The organism is Mesorhizobium zhangyense (assembly GCF_011045115.1).
Lineage (GTDB): Bacteria > Pseudomonadota > Alphaproteobacteria > Rhizobiales > Rhizobiaceae > Mesorhizobium_M > Mesorhizobium_M zhangyense.
In genome coordinates, this window is record NZ_JAAKZG010000002.1 from 477055 (window position 1) to 493305 (window position 16251).

General features: G+C 59.7%; 18 protein-coding genes. 14 read left to right on the plus strand and 4 right to left on the minus strand.

Going from position 1 to position 16251, the window contains the following annotated elements; genetic code table 11:
- Nucleotides 1-95 precede the first annotated feature (95 nt).
- Both G6N74_RS05825 and G6N74_RS05830 read left to right on the plus strand, forming a co-directional pair.
- Entirely contained in the window at nt 96-536 is a 441-nt protein-coding gene (locus tag G6N74_RS05825) for a c-type cytochrome (RefSeq protein ID WP_165115287.1), read from the plus strand.
- Nucleotides 537-546: 10 nt separating this feature from the next.
- Nucleotides 547-1494 carry a c-type cytochrome gene (locus G6N74_RS05830; protein ID WP_165115289.1) on the plus strand — a complete coding sequence of 316 codons (948 nt, stop codon included), beginning with the start codon at nt 547-549 and terminating at the stop codon, nt 1492-1494.
- A 26-nt stretch (nt 1495-1520) separates the two neighbouring features.
- On the opposite strand, the gene G6N74_RS05835 is transcribed toward G6N74_RS05830, so the two are convergent.
- Nucleotides 1521-3635, minus strand: a complete 2115-nt coding sequence (locus G6N74_RS05835; RefSeq protein WP_165115291.1) for a S9 family peptidase — start codon at nt 3633-3635, stop codon at nt 1521-1523.
- Between the two features lie 262 nt (nt 3636-3897).
- Between G6N74_RS05835 and G6N74_RS05840 the strand changes: the two genes are divergently transcribed.
- From G6N74_RS05840 to G6N74_RS05875, 8 genes are all read left to right on the plus strand, one after another.
- Nucleotides 3898-6249 (plus strand): putative monovalent cation/H+ antiporter subunit A, encoded by a 2352-nt coding sequence (locus G6N74_RS05840; RefSeq protein ID WP_165115293.1) that lies wholly within the window; start codon nt 3898-3900, stop codon nt 6247-6249.
- 1 nt (nt 6250) lies between these two features.
- A complete protein-coding gene (locus G6N74_RS05845; RefSeq protein WP_165115295.1) occupies nt 6251-6670 on the plus strand; it encodes a Na+/H+ antiporter subunit B in 420 nt (139 codons plus the stop codon).
- Nucleotides 6670-7047, plus strand: a complete 378-nt coding sequence (locus G6N74_RS05850) for a Na+/H+ antiporter subunit C (protein ID WP_165115297.1) — start codon at nt 6670-6672, stop codon at nt 7045-7047. The genes G6N74_RS05845 and G6N74_RS05850 overlap by 1 nt, the downstream gene beginning before the upstream one ends.
- A 3-nt stretch (nt 7048-7050) precedes the next feature.
- A complete protein-coding gene (locus tag G6N74_RS05855) occupies nt 7051-8619 on the plus strand; it encodes a Na+/H+ antiporter subunit D (protein WP_165115299.1) in 1569 nt (522 codons plus the stop codon).
- Nucleotides 8619-9092, plus strand: coding sequence for a Na+/H+ antiporter subunit E (locus G6N74_RS05860; protein ID WP_165115301.1), 474 nt, complete (start codon nt 8619-8621; stop codon nt 9090-9092). Before G6N74_RS05855 ends, G6N74_RS05860 begins: the two co-directional genes overlap by 1 nt.
- Nucleotides 9089-9421, plus strand: coding sequence for a cation:proton antiporter (locus G6N74_RS05865; protein ID WP_165115303.1), 333 nt, complete (start codon nt 9089-9091; stop codon nt 9419-9421). The genes G6N74_RS05860 and G6N74_RS05865 overlap by 4 nt, the downstream gene beginning before the upstream one ends.
- Nucleotides 9421-9783 (plus strand): monovalent cation/H(+) antiporter subunit G, encoded by a 363-nt coding sequence (gene mnhG, locus G6N74_RS05870; RefSeq protein ID WP_165115305.1) that lies wholly within the window; start codon nt 9421-9423, stop codon nt 9781-9783. Before G6N74_RS05865 ends, mnhG begins: the two co-directional genes overlap by 1 nt.
- Before the next feature lie 294 nt (nt 9784-10077).
- The gene (locus tag G6N74_RS05875; RefSeq protein WP_091913869.1) at nt 10078-10509 is read left to right on the plus strand and encodes a Ros/MucR family transcriptional regulator; all 432 of its coding nucleotides are present in this window, start codon (nt 10078-10080) and stop codon (nt 10507-10509) included.
- A 7-nt stretch (nt 10510-10516) separates the two neighbouring features.
- Here the strand turns inward: G6N74_RS05875 and G6N74_RS05880 are convergent, their stop codons facing one another.
- Nucleotides 10517-10876: a cytoplasmic protein gene (locus tag G6N74_RS05880; RefSeq protein ID WP_246245653.1), complete on the minus strand. Its 360-nt coding sequence runs from the start codon at nt 10874-10876 to the stop codon at nt 10517-10519.
- Nucleotides 10877-11093: 217 nt separating this feature from the next.
- On the opposite strand from G6N74_RS05880, the gene G6N74_RS05885 reads away from it, so the two are divergent.
- A complete protein-coding gene (locus tag G6N74_RS05885; protein WP_312857836.1) occupies nt 11094-11501 on the plus strand; it encodes a helix-turn-helix domain-containing protein in 408 nt (135 codons plus the stop codon).
- The gene (locus tag G6N74_RS05890) at nt 11425-12318 is read left to right on the plus strand and encodes a DUF6456 domain-containing protein (RefSeq protein ID WP_246245654.1); all 894 of its coding nucleotides are present in this window, start codon (nt 11425-11427) and stop codon (nt 12316-12318) included. The genes G6N74_RS05885 and G6N74_RS05890 overlap by 77 nt, the downstream gene beginning before the upstream one ends.
- Nucleotides 12319-12329: 11 nt before the next feature.
- Here the strand turns inward: G6N74_RS05890 and G6N74_RS05895 are convergent, their stop codons facing one another.
- Together G6N74_RS05895 and G6N74_RS05900 are read right to left on the minus strand one after the other, a co-directional pair.
- Entirely contained in the window at nt 12330-12755 is a 426-nt protein-coding gene (locus tag G6N74_RS05895; protein ID WP_165115698.1) for a SufE family protein, read from the minus strand.
- A gap of 117 nt (nt 12756-12872) precedes the next feature.
- A complete protein-coding gene (locus tag G6N74_RS05900) occupies nt 12873-13208 on the minus strand; it encodes a DUF5330 domain-containing protein (protein ID WP_165115307.1) in 336 nt (111 codons plus the stop codon).
- A 525-nt stretch (nt 13209-13733) separates the two neighbouring features.
- Between G6N74_RS05900 and G6N74_RS05905 the strand changes: the two genes are divergently transcribed.
- Both G6N74_RS05905 and G6N74_RS05910 read left to right on the plus strand, forming a co-directional pair.
- Entirely contained in the window at nt 13734-15470 is a 1737-nt protein-coding gene (locus G6N74_RS05905) for a sensor histidine kinase (RefSeq protein ID WP_165115700.1), read from the plus strand.
- Nucleotides 15445-16236, plus strand: a complete 792-nt coding sequence (locus G6N74_RS05910) for a peptidoglycan-binding domain-containing protein (protein ID WP_165115309.1) — start codon at nt 15445-15447, stop codon at nt 16234-16236. The genes G6N74_RS05905 and G6N74_RS05910 overlap by 26 nt, the downstream gene beginning before the upstream one ends.
- Nucleotides 16237-16251: the final 15 nt, after the last annotated feature.

A 16251-nucleotide genomic window follows, 5' to 3' on the forward strand; every position in this document is an offset into this window, starting at 1 on the left:
ATATCACGCAAGCGTGAAGAGCATGGCGGGATGTTTTCGTCCACCTTGCGCGTTGAAAAACCCAGGCAGCCAGTTTGCAACCCGGAGGACTATTGATGAAGAAGCTTATCCTCGCCGTATCGGCGCTCGCGCTCGCAGCTACGGCAGCCTTTGCCGATCCGATCGCCGACCGCCAGGCCCTCATGAAGGCAAACGGCAAGGCTGTCGGAAGCATCGCGCCGATCATGAAGGGCGAAAAGCCGTTCGATGCAGCACTTGTGCTGGAAGCCCTGAAGACGCTGAGCGACGATGCCCAGAAGATCGACGTCGCCGCCATGTTCCCGAAAGGAAGCGAAACGGGCGAGAAGACGACGGTTTCTCCGAAAATCTGGGAAGACACTGCAGGTTTTCAGGCTGCGGTCGACAAGTTCAAGGCCGACACGGCGGCAGCCGTCGCTGCGCCACCGACCGATATGGATTCCTTCAAGACCACATTCGGCAAGGTGACCTCCAATTGCGGCACCTGCCACGAAACCTTCCGTATAAAGAAGAGCTAATCGCCTTCGGATGGGTATCGCTGGAAAGCTGGCCGTCGGAGCCGTTCTGCTTTGCGGTGTCGGGGCGGCTGCTTTCTGGATATTGACCGAACCGGTGCGGCTCGACGCGGCAGAAATCGCTGCCGTCGAATCGGGCAACCCGGTCAAGGGCGAACGGATTTTCTGGGCAGGGGGCTGCACCTCCTGCCACGCCCGCCCCAAGGCCGAAGGGGACGCCAAGCTTGAACTCGTCGGCGGCGTCGAACTGAAGACGCAGTTCGGCACCTTCGTCGCCCCCAACATTTCGCAGGACCCGACGGACGGCATCGGCGCGTGGTCGGCCGAGGATTTCGCTAATGCCGTCCTGAAAGGCGTTTCCCCCTCAGGCGAGCATTTCTATCCGGCGTTTCCCTATGCTTCCTATGCGCGGATGAAGAGTTCGGATGTCGCCGACCTCTACGCTTTCATGAAGACGCTGCCGGCGGTCGCTGGCAAGGCGGCGGACCACTCACTGAGCTTTCCCTTCAACATCCGTCGCGGGCTGGGCCTTTGGAAGCTGCTCTATGTCAGCCCTGAGCCTGTGGTTGCGCTCAATGATAGCGCGACGGAGGCGCAGATTGCCGGGCGCTATCTCGTCGAGGGGCCGGGACACTGCGGCGAGTGCCATACACCGCGCGACCTCATCGGCGGGACGAGGAAGAGCCGATGGCTGGCGGGCGCGACCGCTGCGGAGGGGAATGGCATCGTTCCGAATCTCACATCGGGCGAGGGCGGCATCACCTGGTCAGAGAGCGAAATCGCCGACTATCTCGAAACCGGCTTCACGCCCGATTTCGATTCTGCCGGCGGCACTATGGCAGAGGTCCAGCGCAACATGGCGAAGCTGACGAAGGAAGATCGCGCCGCGATCGCCGCCTATCTGAAAGCCATCCCGCCGCATCCGAACGGCTATCCGCCGCGCCAGCAACCGGCGAACTGATAAGCCCGCCGGCTGGATTTTGAAGCCTACGCCGGTTCGGCTTTTGCCTTGCCGGTTACCTTGAGCGCGAAGGCATAGTTGTAGGCGATCTCCTCCAGTCGAGAGAATCGGCCCGACGCACCGGCGTGGCCGGCATCCATGTTGATCTTGAACAGGACCGGATTCGCATCCTTCTTGAGCTTGCGCAGGCGCGCCGCCCATTTCGCCGGCTCCCAATAGGTGACGCGCGGATCGGTGAGACCGGCCACCGCCAGGATCGGCGGATAGGCGAGCGCGCCGACATTGTCATAGGGCGAATAGGCGGCGATCGTCTTGTAGTCGGCCTCCGAAGTGATCGGATTGCCCCACTCCGGCCATTCAGGCGGGGTCAGCGGCAGAGTATCGTCAAGCATCGTGGTGAGAACGTCGACGAAAGGCACTTCCGCAATGATGCCGCCGAAGGCTTCCGGCGCCATGTTGGCGATCGCGCCCATCAGCATGCCGCCAGCGGAACCACCCTGCGCGACGATGCGGTCATGGCTGGTGTAACGCTCCGACACGAGATGGCGCGCGGCGGCGATGAAATCGAGGAAAGTGTTGGTCTTCTTCTCGCGCTTGCCGTCGTCATACCAGGCATAGCCCTTGTCCTTGCCGCCACGAATATGGGCGAGAGCATAGACGAAGCCGCGATCGGCCAGCGACAGGCAGTTGGTGTTGAAGGACGCCGGAATGGCGATGCCGTAGGAGCCATAGCCGTAGAGCAGACACGGCGCCGAACCATCGAGCGGTGTGTCGCGATGATAGATAAGCGAGATCGGCACCAGCTCGCCGTCATGCGCAGGTGCCATCAGCCTCCGGGTCACATAGTCTTCGGGATTATGGCCGGAGGGAACTTCCTGCGTCTTCAACAGAACCCGGTCGCGTGTGCGCAAATTGTAGTCGAAGAGCTGGGTCGGTGTGGTCATCGACGAATAGGAGAAGCGGATGACATCGGTGTCGTATTCATAGGAGCCGCCGAGGCCGAGCGAAAACGCTTCCTCCTCGAAGGAGATCATGTGTTCCTCGCCGGTCTTGCGGTCATGCACGACGATGCGCGGCAGGCCTTCCTTGCGTTCCAGGCGAACCATGAAATCCTGGTAGCCGAGGACGGACAGGATCAGCCGGCCGGGCTCGTGCGGCACCAGTTCCTTCCAGTTTTCGCGGCCGGGGGCGGTTACCGGCGCGGTCATGATCTTGAAATCCTTGGCGCCGTCGGCATTGGTCAGGATGAAGAAGATATCGCCGCCTTCCTCGAGATCATATTGCAGGCCGGTTTCGCGCGCCGCCACCAGTTGCGGCTCGGCATGCGGGTCGGCCATGCTGAGAAGCCGGTATTCCGATGTCTCGTGGTCGTTGATGCCGATGAAAATCCAGTCGTTGCGGCGCGAACCACCGACATTCATGAAGAAGCCGGGATCGGTCTCTTCAAAGACGAGGCGATCATTGGCCGGATCGTCGCCCAGCGCGTGGAAGAATATCTTTGACGGCCGGTGGTTCGGGTCAAGGCGCGTATAGAAGAAGCCATCGTCCGATGCATTCCACACACCTGAGCCGCCGGTATCGGTGATCTGGTCGGAAATGTCCTTGCCGTCCGACAATTCACGGACGTGGAGCGTGAAGAACTCCGAGCCCTTGTCGTCATAAGCCCAGAGCAGGCGCTTGTGATCGGAGGAATGGTCGACGCCGCCGATGCGGAAATAGGGCTTGCCCTCGGCCTCGGCGTCACCGTCGAGGATGATCTCCTCGGCGCCGCCGTCACGCGGCGTGCGGAAGTAGCGCGGCTGCTCGCCGCCGATCTTGAAGGATGAGCCGTAGGCGAACGGCCCGTCCTTCATCGGCACGGAGGAATCGTCCTCCTTGATGCGGCCCTTCATCTCCTGGAACAGTCGCTTCTGCAGTTCGACCGTGTCTTCCATCAAGGCCGACTGATAGGCGTTCTCGGCGTTGAGGTGATCGCGGATGGCCGGGTCGAGGGTGGACGGATCGCGAAACACCTCCTGCCAGTTGTCGGCGCGCAGCCAGGCGAATTCGTCGGTTCGGGTCACGCCATGGCGCGTGTCCGTCACCGGTCGCTCGTCGGTCTGCGGTGCCTCGATTTTCGGAAAGATGCTGGCGTTGGTCATTGCGTCTCGCTTTGATGGGATTCTCAGGTAGGACTGAACACGGCTGACAGGCTGCGTTCAAGAGCCAGAAGAAAGGCCTTTTTTAGATTTACGTGCGTCCTGCGATAGGTAGACATGAAGAAGCCTACCTTCAAACAATGATCGCGGGGATGACGGCGGAGTTTTGCCGGGAAAGACTTGCCCGGACGCTGCCCCCCGTTTATTCCACTGTCACTCACAAATCTGCACTGGCATATCGAGGTCGCCCGCGCCGGGCAACGGGATGGGAACGGGGGAACGGCCGCTGACATTTTTTGCCCTGATATTGCCGTTTCTGGCCGCTGCGGCTGCACCCTTGCTGACCCGCCTGCTGAAGCACAACGCGGCCTGGGTGCTGGCGCTCGCACCCCTTTGGATGTTCTCGCATTTCGCTGGAATGTTGGGGCCGGTTTCTGAGGGGGCGGCGATTGCCGGCGGCTTTGACTGGATCCCCAGCCTGGGTGTCCGTTTCTCCTGGTATATCGACGGGTTGTCGCTGACCTTCGCCCTGCTGATCACGGGCATCGGCACGCTGATCGTTCTCTATTCCGGCGGCTACCTCAAAGGCCATCCGCATCAGGGCCGGTTCTTCTCATTCATATTGATGTTCATGGGCGCGATGCAGGGATTGGTCGTTGCCGATTCCTTCCTGATGCTTTTCGTTTTCTGGGAACTGACCTCGATCACGTCATTCCTTCTAATCGGTTTCGACCACGCCCGCGAAGCCTCGCGCCGTGCCGCGCTGCAGGCGCTGGTGGTCACCGGACTCGGTGGCCTGTCGCTGCTGGCCGGCTTGCTGGTGATTGGAGCCGTGAGCGGCCAGGACGACCTTTCGGGTCTGCTGGCGTCGGGCGATCTCATGCGAAACAGCCCGCTATATCTGGCGGCACTTATTCTGTTGCTGGGCGGCGCATTCACCAAATCCGCGCAGTTTCCTTTCCATTTCTGGCTGCCCAACGCCATGGAGGCGCCGACGCCGGTGTCGGCCTACCTGCATTCGGCGACGATGGTGAAGGCCGGCGTCTATCTCGTCATGCGCATGAACCCGGTGATGGGCGACACGGTGGCGTGGGAGACGATACTGCCGCTGTTCGGCGGCGTGACGCTGCTGGTTGGAACGCTGCTAGCGCTCAGGCAGACCGATCTCAAGTTGATGCTCGCTTATACGACGGTCGCTTCGCTCGGCCTGCTTGTGATGCTGACCGGCTTCGGTTCGGAAAAGGCCGTTGAGGCGGCCGTGCTCTATTTGATCGCGCATTCCATGTTCAAGGGCGCGTTGTTCATGGTCGCAGGCCTGATCGATCATGAGAGCGGAACCCGCGACATTCGCTCGCTGGGCGGTTTGCGCGGCGCAATGCCGGTTACCTTCGCGGCCGCCATCCTCGCAGCACTTTCGATGGGCGGCTTGCCATTGTTCTTCGGCTTTCTGGCCAAAGAAGAGATTTATGCCGCGATTGCGGTCGGAGGCGGCTGGGCCACTTTGGTTACCGTCGTGGCAATCGTCGGCAATGCGCTGATGTTTGCCATCGCCTTTGCGGTCGGCTTGCGGCCGTTTATCGGTGCAGCTGCCAAGACGCCGAAGCATGCGCATGAAGGCCCCGTCCTGCTGTGGCTCGGGCCGGTCGTTCTGGCGCTGTCGGGTCTAATTGCGGCGATGTTTTCGACCATCGCGCATCAATTGCTTTCCAGCCCTATGGCTAGCGCAGTCGCTGGACAAGACCTGCAGATCGACATTTCGACCATACCGCACATAGGCATGCCACTGCTCCACTCCGCGCTGACCATCGCGCTTGGTATCGGCGCCTATCTGGCGTTGGACAGGCTTCGTGCAAGCATGGCTTCGGTTCTGGAGGCGATCGGCTGGGGGCCGGATCGCGGCTTCGACCAGGCGATACGTGGACTGCTGCGGCTGTCGTTCGGCGTGACGAAAATTGTCCAGAACGGTCGGCTCGACATCTACATGACCGTGACCTTTATCGCGGTGGCGCTGACGCTTCTAGTGCCGATGGTGCTGTTCGGCGAATTGCCTTCCGTGCCGGTGTTTCCGGATCTGTGGTTCTATGAATGGACCGTGGTTGCCATCGCCGTGATCGGCCTTGGTGCTGTCGTCTATGCGCAGGATCGGCTGACGGCGATCGTCTCGCTCGGCATTCAGGGATTTGCCGTCGCACTTCTGTTCATGCTGATGGGCGCACCCGACCTGTCGTTCACCCAGTTCATGGTCGAAACGCTTTCAGTGGTCATCCTTGCGCTCGTCATGACGCGGCTTCGGCTGAGCGTTTCCGACCATCGGCCGACGGGCCAGAAGATACTGGACGTTTCCGTTGCCGGCGCCTGCGGCTTGGCATTCGGCATGCTGCTGCTCAAGGTCACGCAGCTTCCCTTCGATGAGACGCTGAGCACGTTCTTCAAGAACTATTCGCTGGTCATCGCGCATGGCCGCAATGTCGTGAATGTCATCATCGTCGATTTCCGCGGACTGGATACGCTGGGCGAGATCGCCGTGGTCATGATCACCGGACTGGCGATCCTGGCTCTGATCCGTATCCGCACCAAGGACCAGACGGTCCCCGCCAAACGGAAAGGAAGGCGCTGACATGCGAACGCTGATCTTCCGCACCGCCGCGCCCTATCTGACCAGCCTGATGCTGTTGTTTTCGGTGTTCGTGCTGCTGCGCGGCCACAATGAGCCGGGTGGCGGCTTCATCGGCGGGTTGATCGCCGCTTCGGCCTTTGCAATCTACGGCATTGCCTTCGGCGTGCCGGAGGTCAGGCGGTCGATGTATTTCCACCCCATGGCAATTTCGGGCTTCGGCCTGTTTCTGGCGGCACTTTCCGGACTGCTGTCCTATGTGTTCCATGTACCGTTCCTAACCGGGATTTGGACGTCGCCAAGCCTCTTCGGCATCACCGTCGATCTTTCTACCGTGATGTTCTTCGACATCGGCGTTTATCTGGTGGTGGTCGGCTCGATCACATCCATCGCCCTTGCCCTTGAAGAAAGGGAGGACGGCTGATGGAGACGGTTCTTTCCGTACTGGTCGGATTGTTCTTTGCCGTCGGCATCTATCTGATGCTGTCGAAACATGTCATCCGCATCCTTCTCGGCATCGCTATCTTCGGCAACGCCGTCAATCTGCTGATCTTCACGGTCGGCCGCATCGTGCGCGAAGTGCCGCCGATCATCCCGCATGGCTTCGACGTGCCGCCGGGACCGGTGGCCAATCCGCTGCCACAGGCATTGATCCTGACAGCAATCGTGATTTCCTTTTCCTTCTTCGCTTTCCTGCTGGTGTTGGCCTACCGCGCCTATCAGGAGATCGGCACGGACGACACGGACGGCATGCGCGTCGCCGAACCGGAAGGCGAGAGCCTTCCGCCGCTGGGGTATTGAGCGATGGCGGTTGAGCCCGGAAAAATTGTCGACGTGACGGCTGCGATGATCACTGCGCCGGTGACGGCCACCGATTGGCTGGTGATCGCGCCTGTCGTCATTCCGATCCTGTTCGGCGCATTGCTGCTGATGTTCCGCCACGAAATGCGCTGGCATGGCATCGTCGCGCTGATCGGTCTCGGCGCGATGGTCGGCACGGAAGTGGCATTGCTGCTGCACGTTCTTGCAAACGGCCCTCTATCGATGACGATGGGAAGCTGGCTGCCGCCTTTCGGCATTTCCTTCACAGCCGACGCGTTGGGCGCGACATTTGCGCTGACATCCGGCATCGTGGCCTTCATCTGCGCGATCTTCGCCATACGCGACATCAATGTTTCCGGCCGGCGCTACGGCTTCTACCCATTCCTGATGCTGCTGATGGCGGGCGTCAGCGGGGCGTTCCTGACTGGCGATATCTTCAACCTCTATGTCTGGTTCGAGGTCTTCGTCATCTCGTCATTCGGGCTGCTGATTCTTGGATCCGAAAAGGCGCAGATCGACGGCGCAACCAAATACGCAATCCTCAACCTTGTGGCGACGACGCTGTTCCTGATCGCCACCGGCTATCTCTACGGTACCTTCGGCACGCTCAACATGGCCGACATCGCCCGCAAGGCCGAGGGTTTGCGCGGGACAGCCCCGTTGATGACGCTGGCCTCGCTCTATCTGCTGGCGTTCGGCATGAAGGCGGCGGCATTTCCGGTGAATTTCTGGTTGCCGGCCTCTTACCACACGCCGCGCATCGTTACGGCTGCACTGTTCGGCGGTCTGCTCACCAAGATCGGCGTCTACGCGCTTCTGCGGACGCTGGTGATGCTTTTTCCGGTGGAGCGCAGTGTGCTGGCGGACCTCATTGGATGGGTTGCGATCCTGACCATGGTGCTTGGTGTCATGGGCGCGCTGGCGCAATCCGACACAAGGCGCATCTTCGGGTTCCTGGTGATTTCCGGTGTGGGTGTGATGCTGGCCGGGTTGGCGCTCGGCACGCAGACGGGCCTCTCCGGCGCGATCCTCTATGCCGTGCATTCCATGCTGGTCATGACGGCGCTTTATCTGCTGACAGGAATGATGAAGGAACTCGGCGGCAGTTTCTCACTGCGCGAACTTGCCGGGCTCTATCGAAGCACGCCGCTTTTGACTGCGATTGCACTTGTGCTGGCGCTGGCCGTTGCGGGTTTGCCGCCGGGCTCAGGTCTCTGGCCAAAGGTTCTGCTCGTAAAGGCCTCGCTGGAGGCAAATCAATGGGCGCTTGCCGGCGCGGTTCTGCTGAGCGGTTTCCTCACGACCATCGCGTTGGGCCGCGTGTTCATTCTGGCATTCTGGCGGGATCGGGAAGCAAGCGCTCCAAAGGCGCAGGCAACCAATACGGCGTCACCGATTCTTGGCTACGGCGTCTTGCTGGCCTTGATGGTGCCGATCGTCGTTTTGGGCGTATATCCTGAACCATTCATCAAAATAGCCGACATTGCCGCCAGCGGACTGCTGCACAATGCCGGCTATATCAGCGCGGTATTTCCGGTGGGAGGCGGATGATGACGATCTACCTCGGCGTAATTCTGCTTGCTCTCGCATGGGCGGCTGTCACCGGCTCCTTCACCTTTCCAAACCTCGTGTTCGGCCTGGTTCTCGGAAGCCTGACGCTCTATCTCGTGCGTGAACAAAGGGGGCCGTTTCGCAGCGCCTTTCGGCCAGGCAAGGTGCTTTCGCTGGCTCTGCTGTTCGTGAAGGAACTGATTCTTTCGGCATGGCGTGTGGCCAGGCTCGTCGTTTCCCCCAGGATGGACCTGCGCCCCGGCATATTCGCCTATCCTTTGAAGGTGGACCGCGATTTCGAGATAACCTTGCTGGCAAACCTCATCACGCTCACGCCCGGGACGCTCTCGGTCGATGTGTCGGACGACAAGCGTCTGCTGTACGTCCATGCGATCGACTGCTCGGACCCGGAAGCGGCGATCAAGGACATCGAGACGGGTTTTGAGCGCAAGATACTGGAGGCGTTCCGATGATCTCCGGGGAAGACTTCCTGTCTTATTGCGTGACGGCTGCGCTCGCGTTGCTCAGCCTTTCCTTTCTGCTGACCGTTTTGCGGGTGCTGCGCGGGCCAACGCTCCCCGATCGTATTCTCGCGCTCGACATGCTGGTGGCCATCGCCATCGGCTTCATCGCGGTTCTCGGCATCAAGACCGGCTATGCCTTTCATGTCGATATTGCGATCGCGCTCGGACTTGTCGGTTTTCTTGCCACGGTTGCCTTCGCGCGCTTTGTGTTGAGCCGCAAAGCCAAGGACTTCGATAGCCCGAAGGGCGTCAAAAGCCGGGCCAAGAGGGGAAAGTGATGATCGAACCGTTGCTTGATTATGTTGCAGGTATTCTGATCGTGATCGGCGCTATTTTCGCCTTGGTCGCATCGGTCGGCCTGCTTCGGCTGCCGGATCTGTATACGCGGATGCACGCGGCCTCCAAGGCCGGCACGTTGGGATCGTGCGTCATGTTGATTGCGCTCGCCGTTCAATCGCAGGATCTGGCGATATCGACCAGAGCGCTCGCGGGTGTGATATTCTTCCTGTTAACTGTGCCGATATCTTCGCATCTGCTTGCAAAGGCTGCACATGCTTCCGGTTATCGCATGTGGGACAAGTCCGTTCGGGATGATATTGAAGGTTTCGTCCAGAAGACGAAAAAAATCACGCGAAATTGATCCAGCCGCAATAAAAATTATAGTGCCGAAGCTGCATTTAGCTATGCCGCTGAGCTTTCACCTACTTCAGCGCGCGAGATGTCAGTATCCTAAAGATATTTAGTGTGATTATCTGGACTGACCAAGGTCAAAAACAATAGATGAGAAAATATTTAATTGACTTACTTTGCGGTGAAGGTCATTAAGAAGGATCGACGCGAGTCGTTATGGTCTTGCCTGTCGTGAAATTCCGCAAAGCCCCACGAAATCAAAAAAAGGGGCGTTTTTGAAACTTATCCCTGGGGCCAGAAGAATATGGACATTACCGATACGTCTACCAAGAATTCCGAAATGCTGATTGAGCTGACAGCCGATGTGGTTGCTGCTTATGTCAGCAACAATCCCGTTCCGGTTGGCGAACTGCCAAATCTTATCGCCGACGTGCATGCAGCTCTCGGTCGTGTCGGTGGAGCTGTCGAACAGCCGCAGACCGACAAGCAGAAGCCTGCGGTGAACCCGAAGCGCTCGGTTCATGAAGAATACATCGTCTGCCTTGAAGACGGAAAGAAGTTCAAGTCGCTCAAGCGCCACCTGATGACCCATTACGGCCTGTCGCCCGACCAGTATCGTGAGAAGTGGGGCCTGGACCCTGCCTATCCGATGGTAGCGCCGAACTATGCGGCAGCTCGTTCGCAGCTGGCCAAGAAGATGGGCCTGGGCCGCAAGCGCAAGACGGCTAGTAAATAAACTGCAATCAATACAGTTTTGGCGGCGCCTTCGGGCGCCGCCTGCGTTTCTGCGTCCGGCATGGGGCGGGGGACGCAACCATTCGGGGCGGGAGCCCGGCATTGCGCAACCGGTCCAGCACCTGTTTCAACGCGATATGGCGGTTCAGGTCGTAGGTCCAATGCCTGCGCATGCCCTTAAGGCGCTCACGTTCGATCGCCCTTTCCAGGCGAAGTATCAGCCGTAGCCTTGGTTCGGGGGCGGCGGTTAGCGCCGTCGCCAAATCGATGCCGCAGGCCAGGTGAAGTGCTGCAAGTTGCCGGGCGTTTTCCGTCTCGGCCATCTGGCGGGCACGGAACGCCTGTGATTCAGCGCGAATGTCGTTCATTCAAGTGGGTTTCCTTTTTCTACCCGGTTGAACGCACTATCCGCCGCCTCCCAATGAGGGGGATAAAAATCGGCTTTTTATTTTTTCCGATGAGAAAAAAACAACGCTATTTCAATGCGATGAGTATTTTTGCCCATTAAATATGTTCCTCTTTTGTTCACATTCCGGCTGAGTGCAGATATAAGAACTTATTCCTACACGCGGAGGGAAAAGTTCAGTGCATCTCACGGCGGCAGTATCCAGAAATTACCAGGAAGAGACGGAGCCCCCACGCGTCTCGCTGGCGTCGAACAGTGGGCGGCAGGAAGAACGCATTATCGAATTGTGCGAAGGCATGATGGATATCACGGCTGCCTTGTTCAACGTGTCGAGCAAGGAACTGCGCAATCCTGGTCGTGGTGGCCTCGGCGTCTCTCGGGTCAGGCACATCGCGATGTATGTCACGCATGTCACGCTGAGCGTGACGATGCGCGACGTCGGGACAGGTTTCGGGCGCGACCGCACCACAGTCATGTACGCTTGTCATCTGGTCGAGGATTTGCGGGACGATGCCGATTTCGATCGCATGGTCGCGCTTACTGAGCGGGTCGCACTGGCGGCATTCGGCAACAAAGCGAGCTTTTGAAATGACGCAAAGCACGATCGAAGAGAATGAAGCCCGCCGGCGGATCTCGAGCTTTCTGTCCAAAGGCCCCGCCATGGTTCAGGAGACGGCGGTCGACGGGAAACTTCTGCTCGAAAGCGAAGAGCACGGGACAATTGCCGTGGACACGGAGGCTCTTGTCGATCTGATCGGCCGTGGCGTCGTTGCCCGCTGCGATGACAAGGTGAGGCTTGTCGCGGCGCGTCCTGCTGGAACACAGGCAGTAGTGGCCGACGAAACCGCCTGTCAGCAGCGGCAGTGCGATTTTGAAACGAGGGTGATTGAAATCGACGGTGTTTCTGCGCTGGCTACGGTCAATCTTTCCGAATCGCCGCTTGGGCAGTTGATGCGTCGCAAGACAAGGAATGGCGCGCCCTTCCTGTCGCTGGCCGAATTCGAGGCGGGCGAGCGCCTGCGCTCGGATTACACGCGCGGTCAGATCATGCCGCGGCTGGGCGCAAACTGGGTAGCCAGCGTTGCTTCCGGCAAACGCGGCGGCGGCAATGGGATCGCTGAACTGACTGACTCGGCCCTGGCGGCGCGCCAGCGGGTCGATCGGGCAATCGTTGTCGTTGGCCCGGAGCTTTCGGGCGTTCTGATCGACGTATGTTGCTTTCTGAAAGGCCTGGAGCAAGTGGAACTGGAGCGCGGATGGCCGGTGCGGTCGGCCAAGATTGTGCTTAAGACCGCGCTCGGTGTGCTGAGCAGGCATTATCGTCCGCAGTCAGTCACGCCGAGCCAAACGAAAAGAATGCTGCATTGGGGCAGTGAAGACTACCGGCCTGCGCTGGACAGGTGATGGGCGGCAGCTCAGGCCGGCTGCAGTGCAGCCTCGGCGTCGCGCTTGATGCGCTTGATCATCGAGCGCAGCCCGTTTGCCCGCTGCGGCGTCAGATGTTCGTCGAGGCCGAGAGAACGCAAAACGGCTTCGGCGTCCGTCGTGATGATCTCACTGGCGCGCCTGCCGGAAAAAAGCGCGAGCATGATCGCAACGAGCCCGCGAACGATATGAGCGTCCGAATCGCCCTGGAAATTGATGACCGGATCGACACCTTCGGCACGATCGGTAAGCAGCCAGACCTGACTGACGCAACCTTGAACCTTGTGGGCGTCGTCGCGCGCCGAATCCGGATAGGGCGGCAGAGCCTCGCCAAGCTCGATGACATAGCGATACCGATCTTCCCATTCGTCAAGGAAAGCGAAGTCGTCACGGATGCTTTGGATCGTTGCGGTCATGCGCACGATATAATGCCGCGGCCGCGCGACGTCACGGAAAAAGAAAGACACCGCAGGCGCCGAGAGGGCAGACTGGCCTGCGGTGTGGCCGCCTCGCAGGCGGCAAAGAGAAAATCTTTAATTGGCAGCCGGCGCTTCCGGGGCAGCAGGCGGGACGCTGCCGGTTTTTGTCGCGGTGTCGGGCTCGCCGAATTTGCTGTCGAGCATCTCGAAGGCGATTTTGGCCGCTTCGCGAGCCCTTATGCCAACCGTGTGCATGGCGGATTTGCCGACTTCGCAGACTTCCGGTTTGCGTTCGCAGATGCCGCTGACATCGCCGACCGCTTCCCGGGCGGCGAGGAACGCCTGAATGGCATTTACATTCGGCTGATCGCTCTTTGTCTCACCGAAGTCGAACGGGAGCACCAGAAGAACCAGTGAAAACCAGAATGCCGTCTTTATGAGAAAGCCCATGTCCTTGCCCTCTGCTAACGTCGGTCATGCGTCTTGTCCGGCACGACTCGTTTTGTTGAGGGGAGATTGACATGGCCGCCCAAAGGACGGCTTGCAGAACTCGACGGCATTTTCGGCAAATTTTGCTAAAATTTTAAACGATTGGATGCCCAGCGTTCCCAGATAGCGTCTCTGCAAAAGCGGTAACCTTTGGCTAACCATATAAGCTGCTGTTCCTGATCGATATTTCCGACTGACAAGGATGCGGCCTGCGCCGGGCGTCGTGTTTTCGAGGCATTTGGCGACCTAACCATCTGTTTACTATGCAACAAACTGGCAGCGGTTTTCGCAGCCGCCGTACCGATATTCGCCATCAGTGGCGTGCTGAAAGTGCCTGCCTTATCCATTCTTTAAAGGCTGGATGCGAGTTTCGAAGCCAATCAATAAGCGATCCGCGAAGCGGACCAGATGCGAGTGCGTTGAGTGAGTTTGTTTACCACCAGATCCAGCGAAGTGTTCGGCGCCATTGCCGCCGCCTGCGACCGGTTGGTGCACCCTTCGGTGGCCGGGGCCTTTGCGCGCGCCCGTCAGCAGCGCATGGTCGGTATTCTGCTGGCCGCCCCGTTTTTCGCCTCGGTCGCCGCCGCTTTCTTCCTGTCTGCGTCACTGGGTGCTGCCACGACGCTGACCGTGATTTGTGCCGGCTTCAGCCTGGCCTGGGCCGGTATCATGCTGATCGGCTCCACGGCTGAAGATAAAGTTGCTGGCAGCGCTTCGCTGGTCGTCGGCTGCCTTGCGCTTTCAGTTGTTATTGCCGCCGCCGGTGGAACGGCTTCTCCAATGACTGCCATGATGTTGGCGCTGCCGTTGGAAGCCTATTGGCAGCGCCGCACGGTGCGGTCGGCATTGTGGGGTGGCGCGGCTGCAGTGTCAGTGCTGCCGCTGCAGGCGCTTCTCGCGACGGCCTTTTTTCCCGAAACGGTGTCGGTTTCAGCCTGGCACTGGCTGGTTCCGTTGGCCTATCTGGCATCGCTGCTGCCTCGCATCGGTGGATTTACCGGCGCGCAGAATCAAGGCGAGCAAAACGAAAGCCATCCAAGGCTTGAGGATATCGTCGACGCCGTGGTGTTTCGCATGGCGCAAAGCGGCGATGTTGCCGATGTCTCGGCGCAGGCTCGGACTAAATTGCACCTCGCTCCGGAGCTTCTGCTCGGAACGGGGCTGTTCGATCGCATTCATATTTCCGACCGGGTCGGCTACCTCTGCGCGCTCGCCGATCTGCGCGATGGCGCCGCGCGACAGACCGTTGAAGCCCGTATTCGCCTGCCGCAGCGCAACGGCAGCGATGCGAGCGATAACTACCGGCCTTTCCTGATCGAACTGATGAATGACGGCGACGAGGGTAATGGCTTTACGCTGCTTGTCCGTGAAAATGACGAACTCGCTGGTTTGCGCGCCGAACTGACCGTGGCGGCCGAGGCGGCTGAAACGCTCGAACTCGCCAAGGGACGCTTCCTGGCAGCGGTCAGCCACGAACTGCGCACGCCGCTCAACGCCATCATCGGCTTTTCTGATATGCTGATCCACGAGATGTTCGGCGGCTTCAAAGATCCAAGGCAGAAGGAATACGTTACGCTGGTGCGCGATTCCGGCCACCATTTGCTGTCGGTCGTGAACTCGATACTCGATGTGTCGAAGATCGAATCGGGTGCATACGCCACCAACCCCGAATTGTTCCGCTTTGCCGATGCCGTTGAGATGTGCCGCTCGATGATGAGCCTCCAGGCTGAAGCCAAGTCGATCTCGCTTGCAACGCAGATCGCTCCGGAAGCAGGTGAAATTCACGCCGACCAGCGCGCGGTTCAGCAGATGCTGATCAATCTCGTCTCCAATGCCATCAAGTTCACACCGAATGGCGGCAACGTCACCGTAGGCGGAAAGCGGCTCGGCTCGCGGCTGCATTTCTGGGTCAGCGACAATGGCATCGGCATTGCCGATGACGACCTCTCCCGGCTGGGCAAGCCCTTCACGCAGGTGCAGAACGACTATACCCGCCAGTTCGAGGGAACAGGTCTTGGCCTCTCGCTGGTGAAGGGGCTGGTTACGCTCCACGAAGGAACGATGTCCATCGAGAGCGCCCTGGGCGAGGGGACCACTGTGACCATAACCCTTCCCGTCGCCGGTCCGGCTAAAAAGGAGCCGGCGAAGAAGGGGGCATTGCTGCCGTTGGAGGCTGGCAGGAAAAAGGAGACCGGGCATGGCGCGCTCCGCAAAACGGCCTGAGAAACGCGCTCCCAAGCCAGGTCCGCTTGAAGGGAGTGTGCTTGCCCTTGGCGGCATGATCTCCCGGAACCCGGTTCTGGTGGGCGGTTCGACCGCATTTCTGGTTGCGCTGTTCTATGTGTCGGCCAATGCGCTGTGGTACCAGCCCCATGCTCACACCAGTGCGTTTTTCGCGACGCGGGAATTCAGTCTTCTGCCAGCGCGCAGTGAGTCCGCTTTGCTTGAGCCGGAAACGACAATCCATATCGAGCGTCCCGAAGAGGTGCCCGCCGCGCCTGCGCGACCGAAGAGCGATCCGGCGGTTGAACAGGTTCAGGCTATCCTGAAGGATCTCAATTTCTATGCCGGCACGGTCGACGGCATATCGGGCCCGGCAACGACAAAGGCGATAGAAACCTATCAGCGAAAGATGGGCCTGACGCCATCCGGCAAGATCGATCAGCAGCTTTTGAGTCAGCTGGGCGCAAATCCGACCACGGCCGGCATAACGCCGGCGCCAGCGCCTCGTCCGCAACCGGTGCAGAAAACACCAACGCCAATTCCGGCAGTGCAGCCAGTTTCTGCGCCCGCGCCCAGCCCTCGGGTTTCGAAGATTCAGGCCGGGCTGAAGGCATTCGGCAATGACGGCATCGAGATTGACGGGCTGGTCGGTGCACGGACGAAGTCGGCTATCCGGGAATTTCAGTCGCTTTTCGGGTTGCCCGAGACCGGGGAGCCGGACGAAGCCGTCTATGTGAAGATGAAGGAAATCGGCCTGACGAAATGAGGCTGGCGCATATCC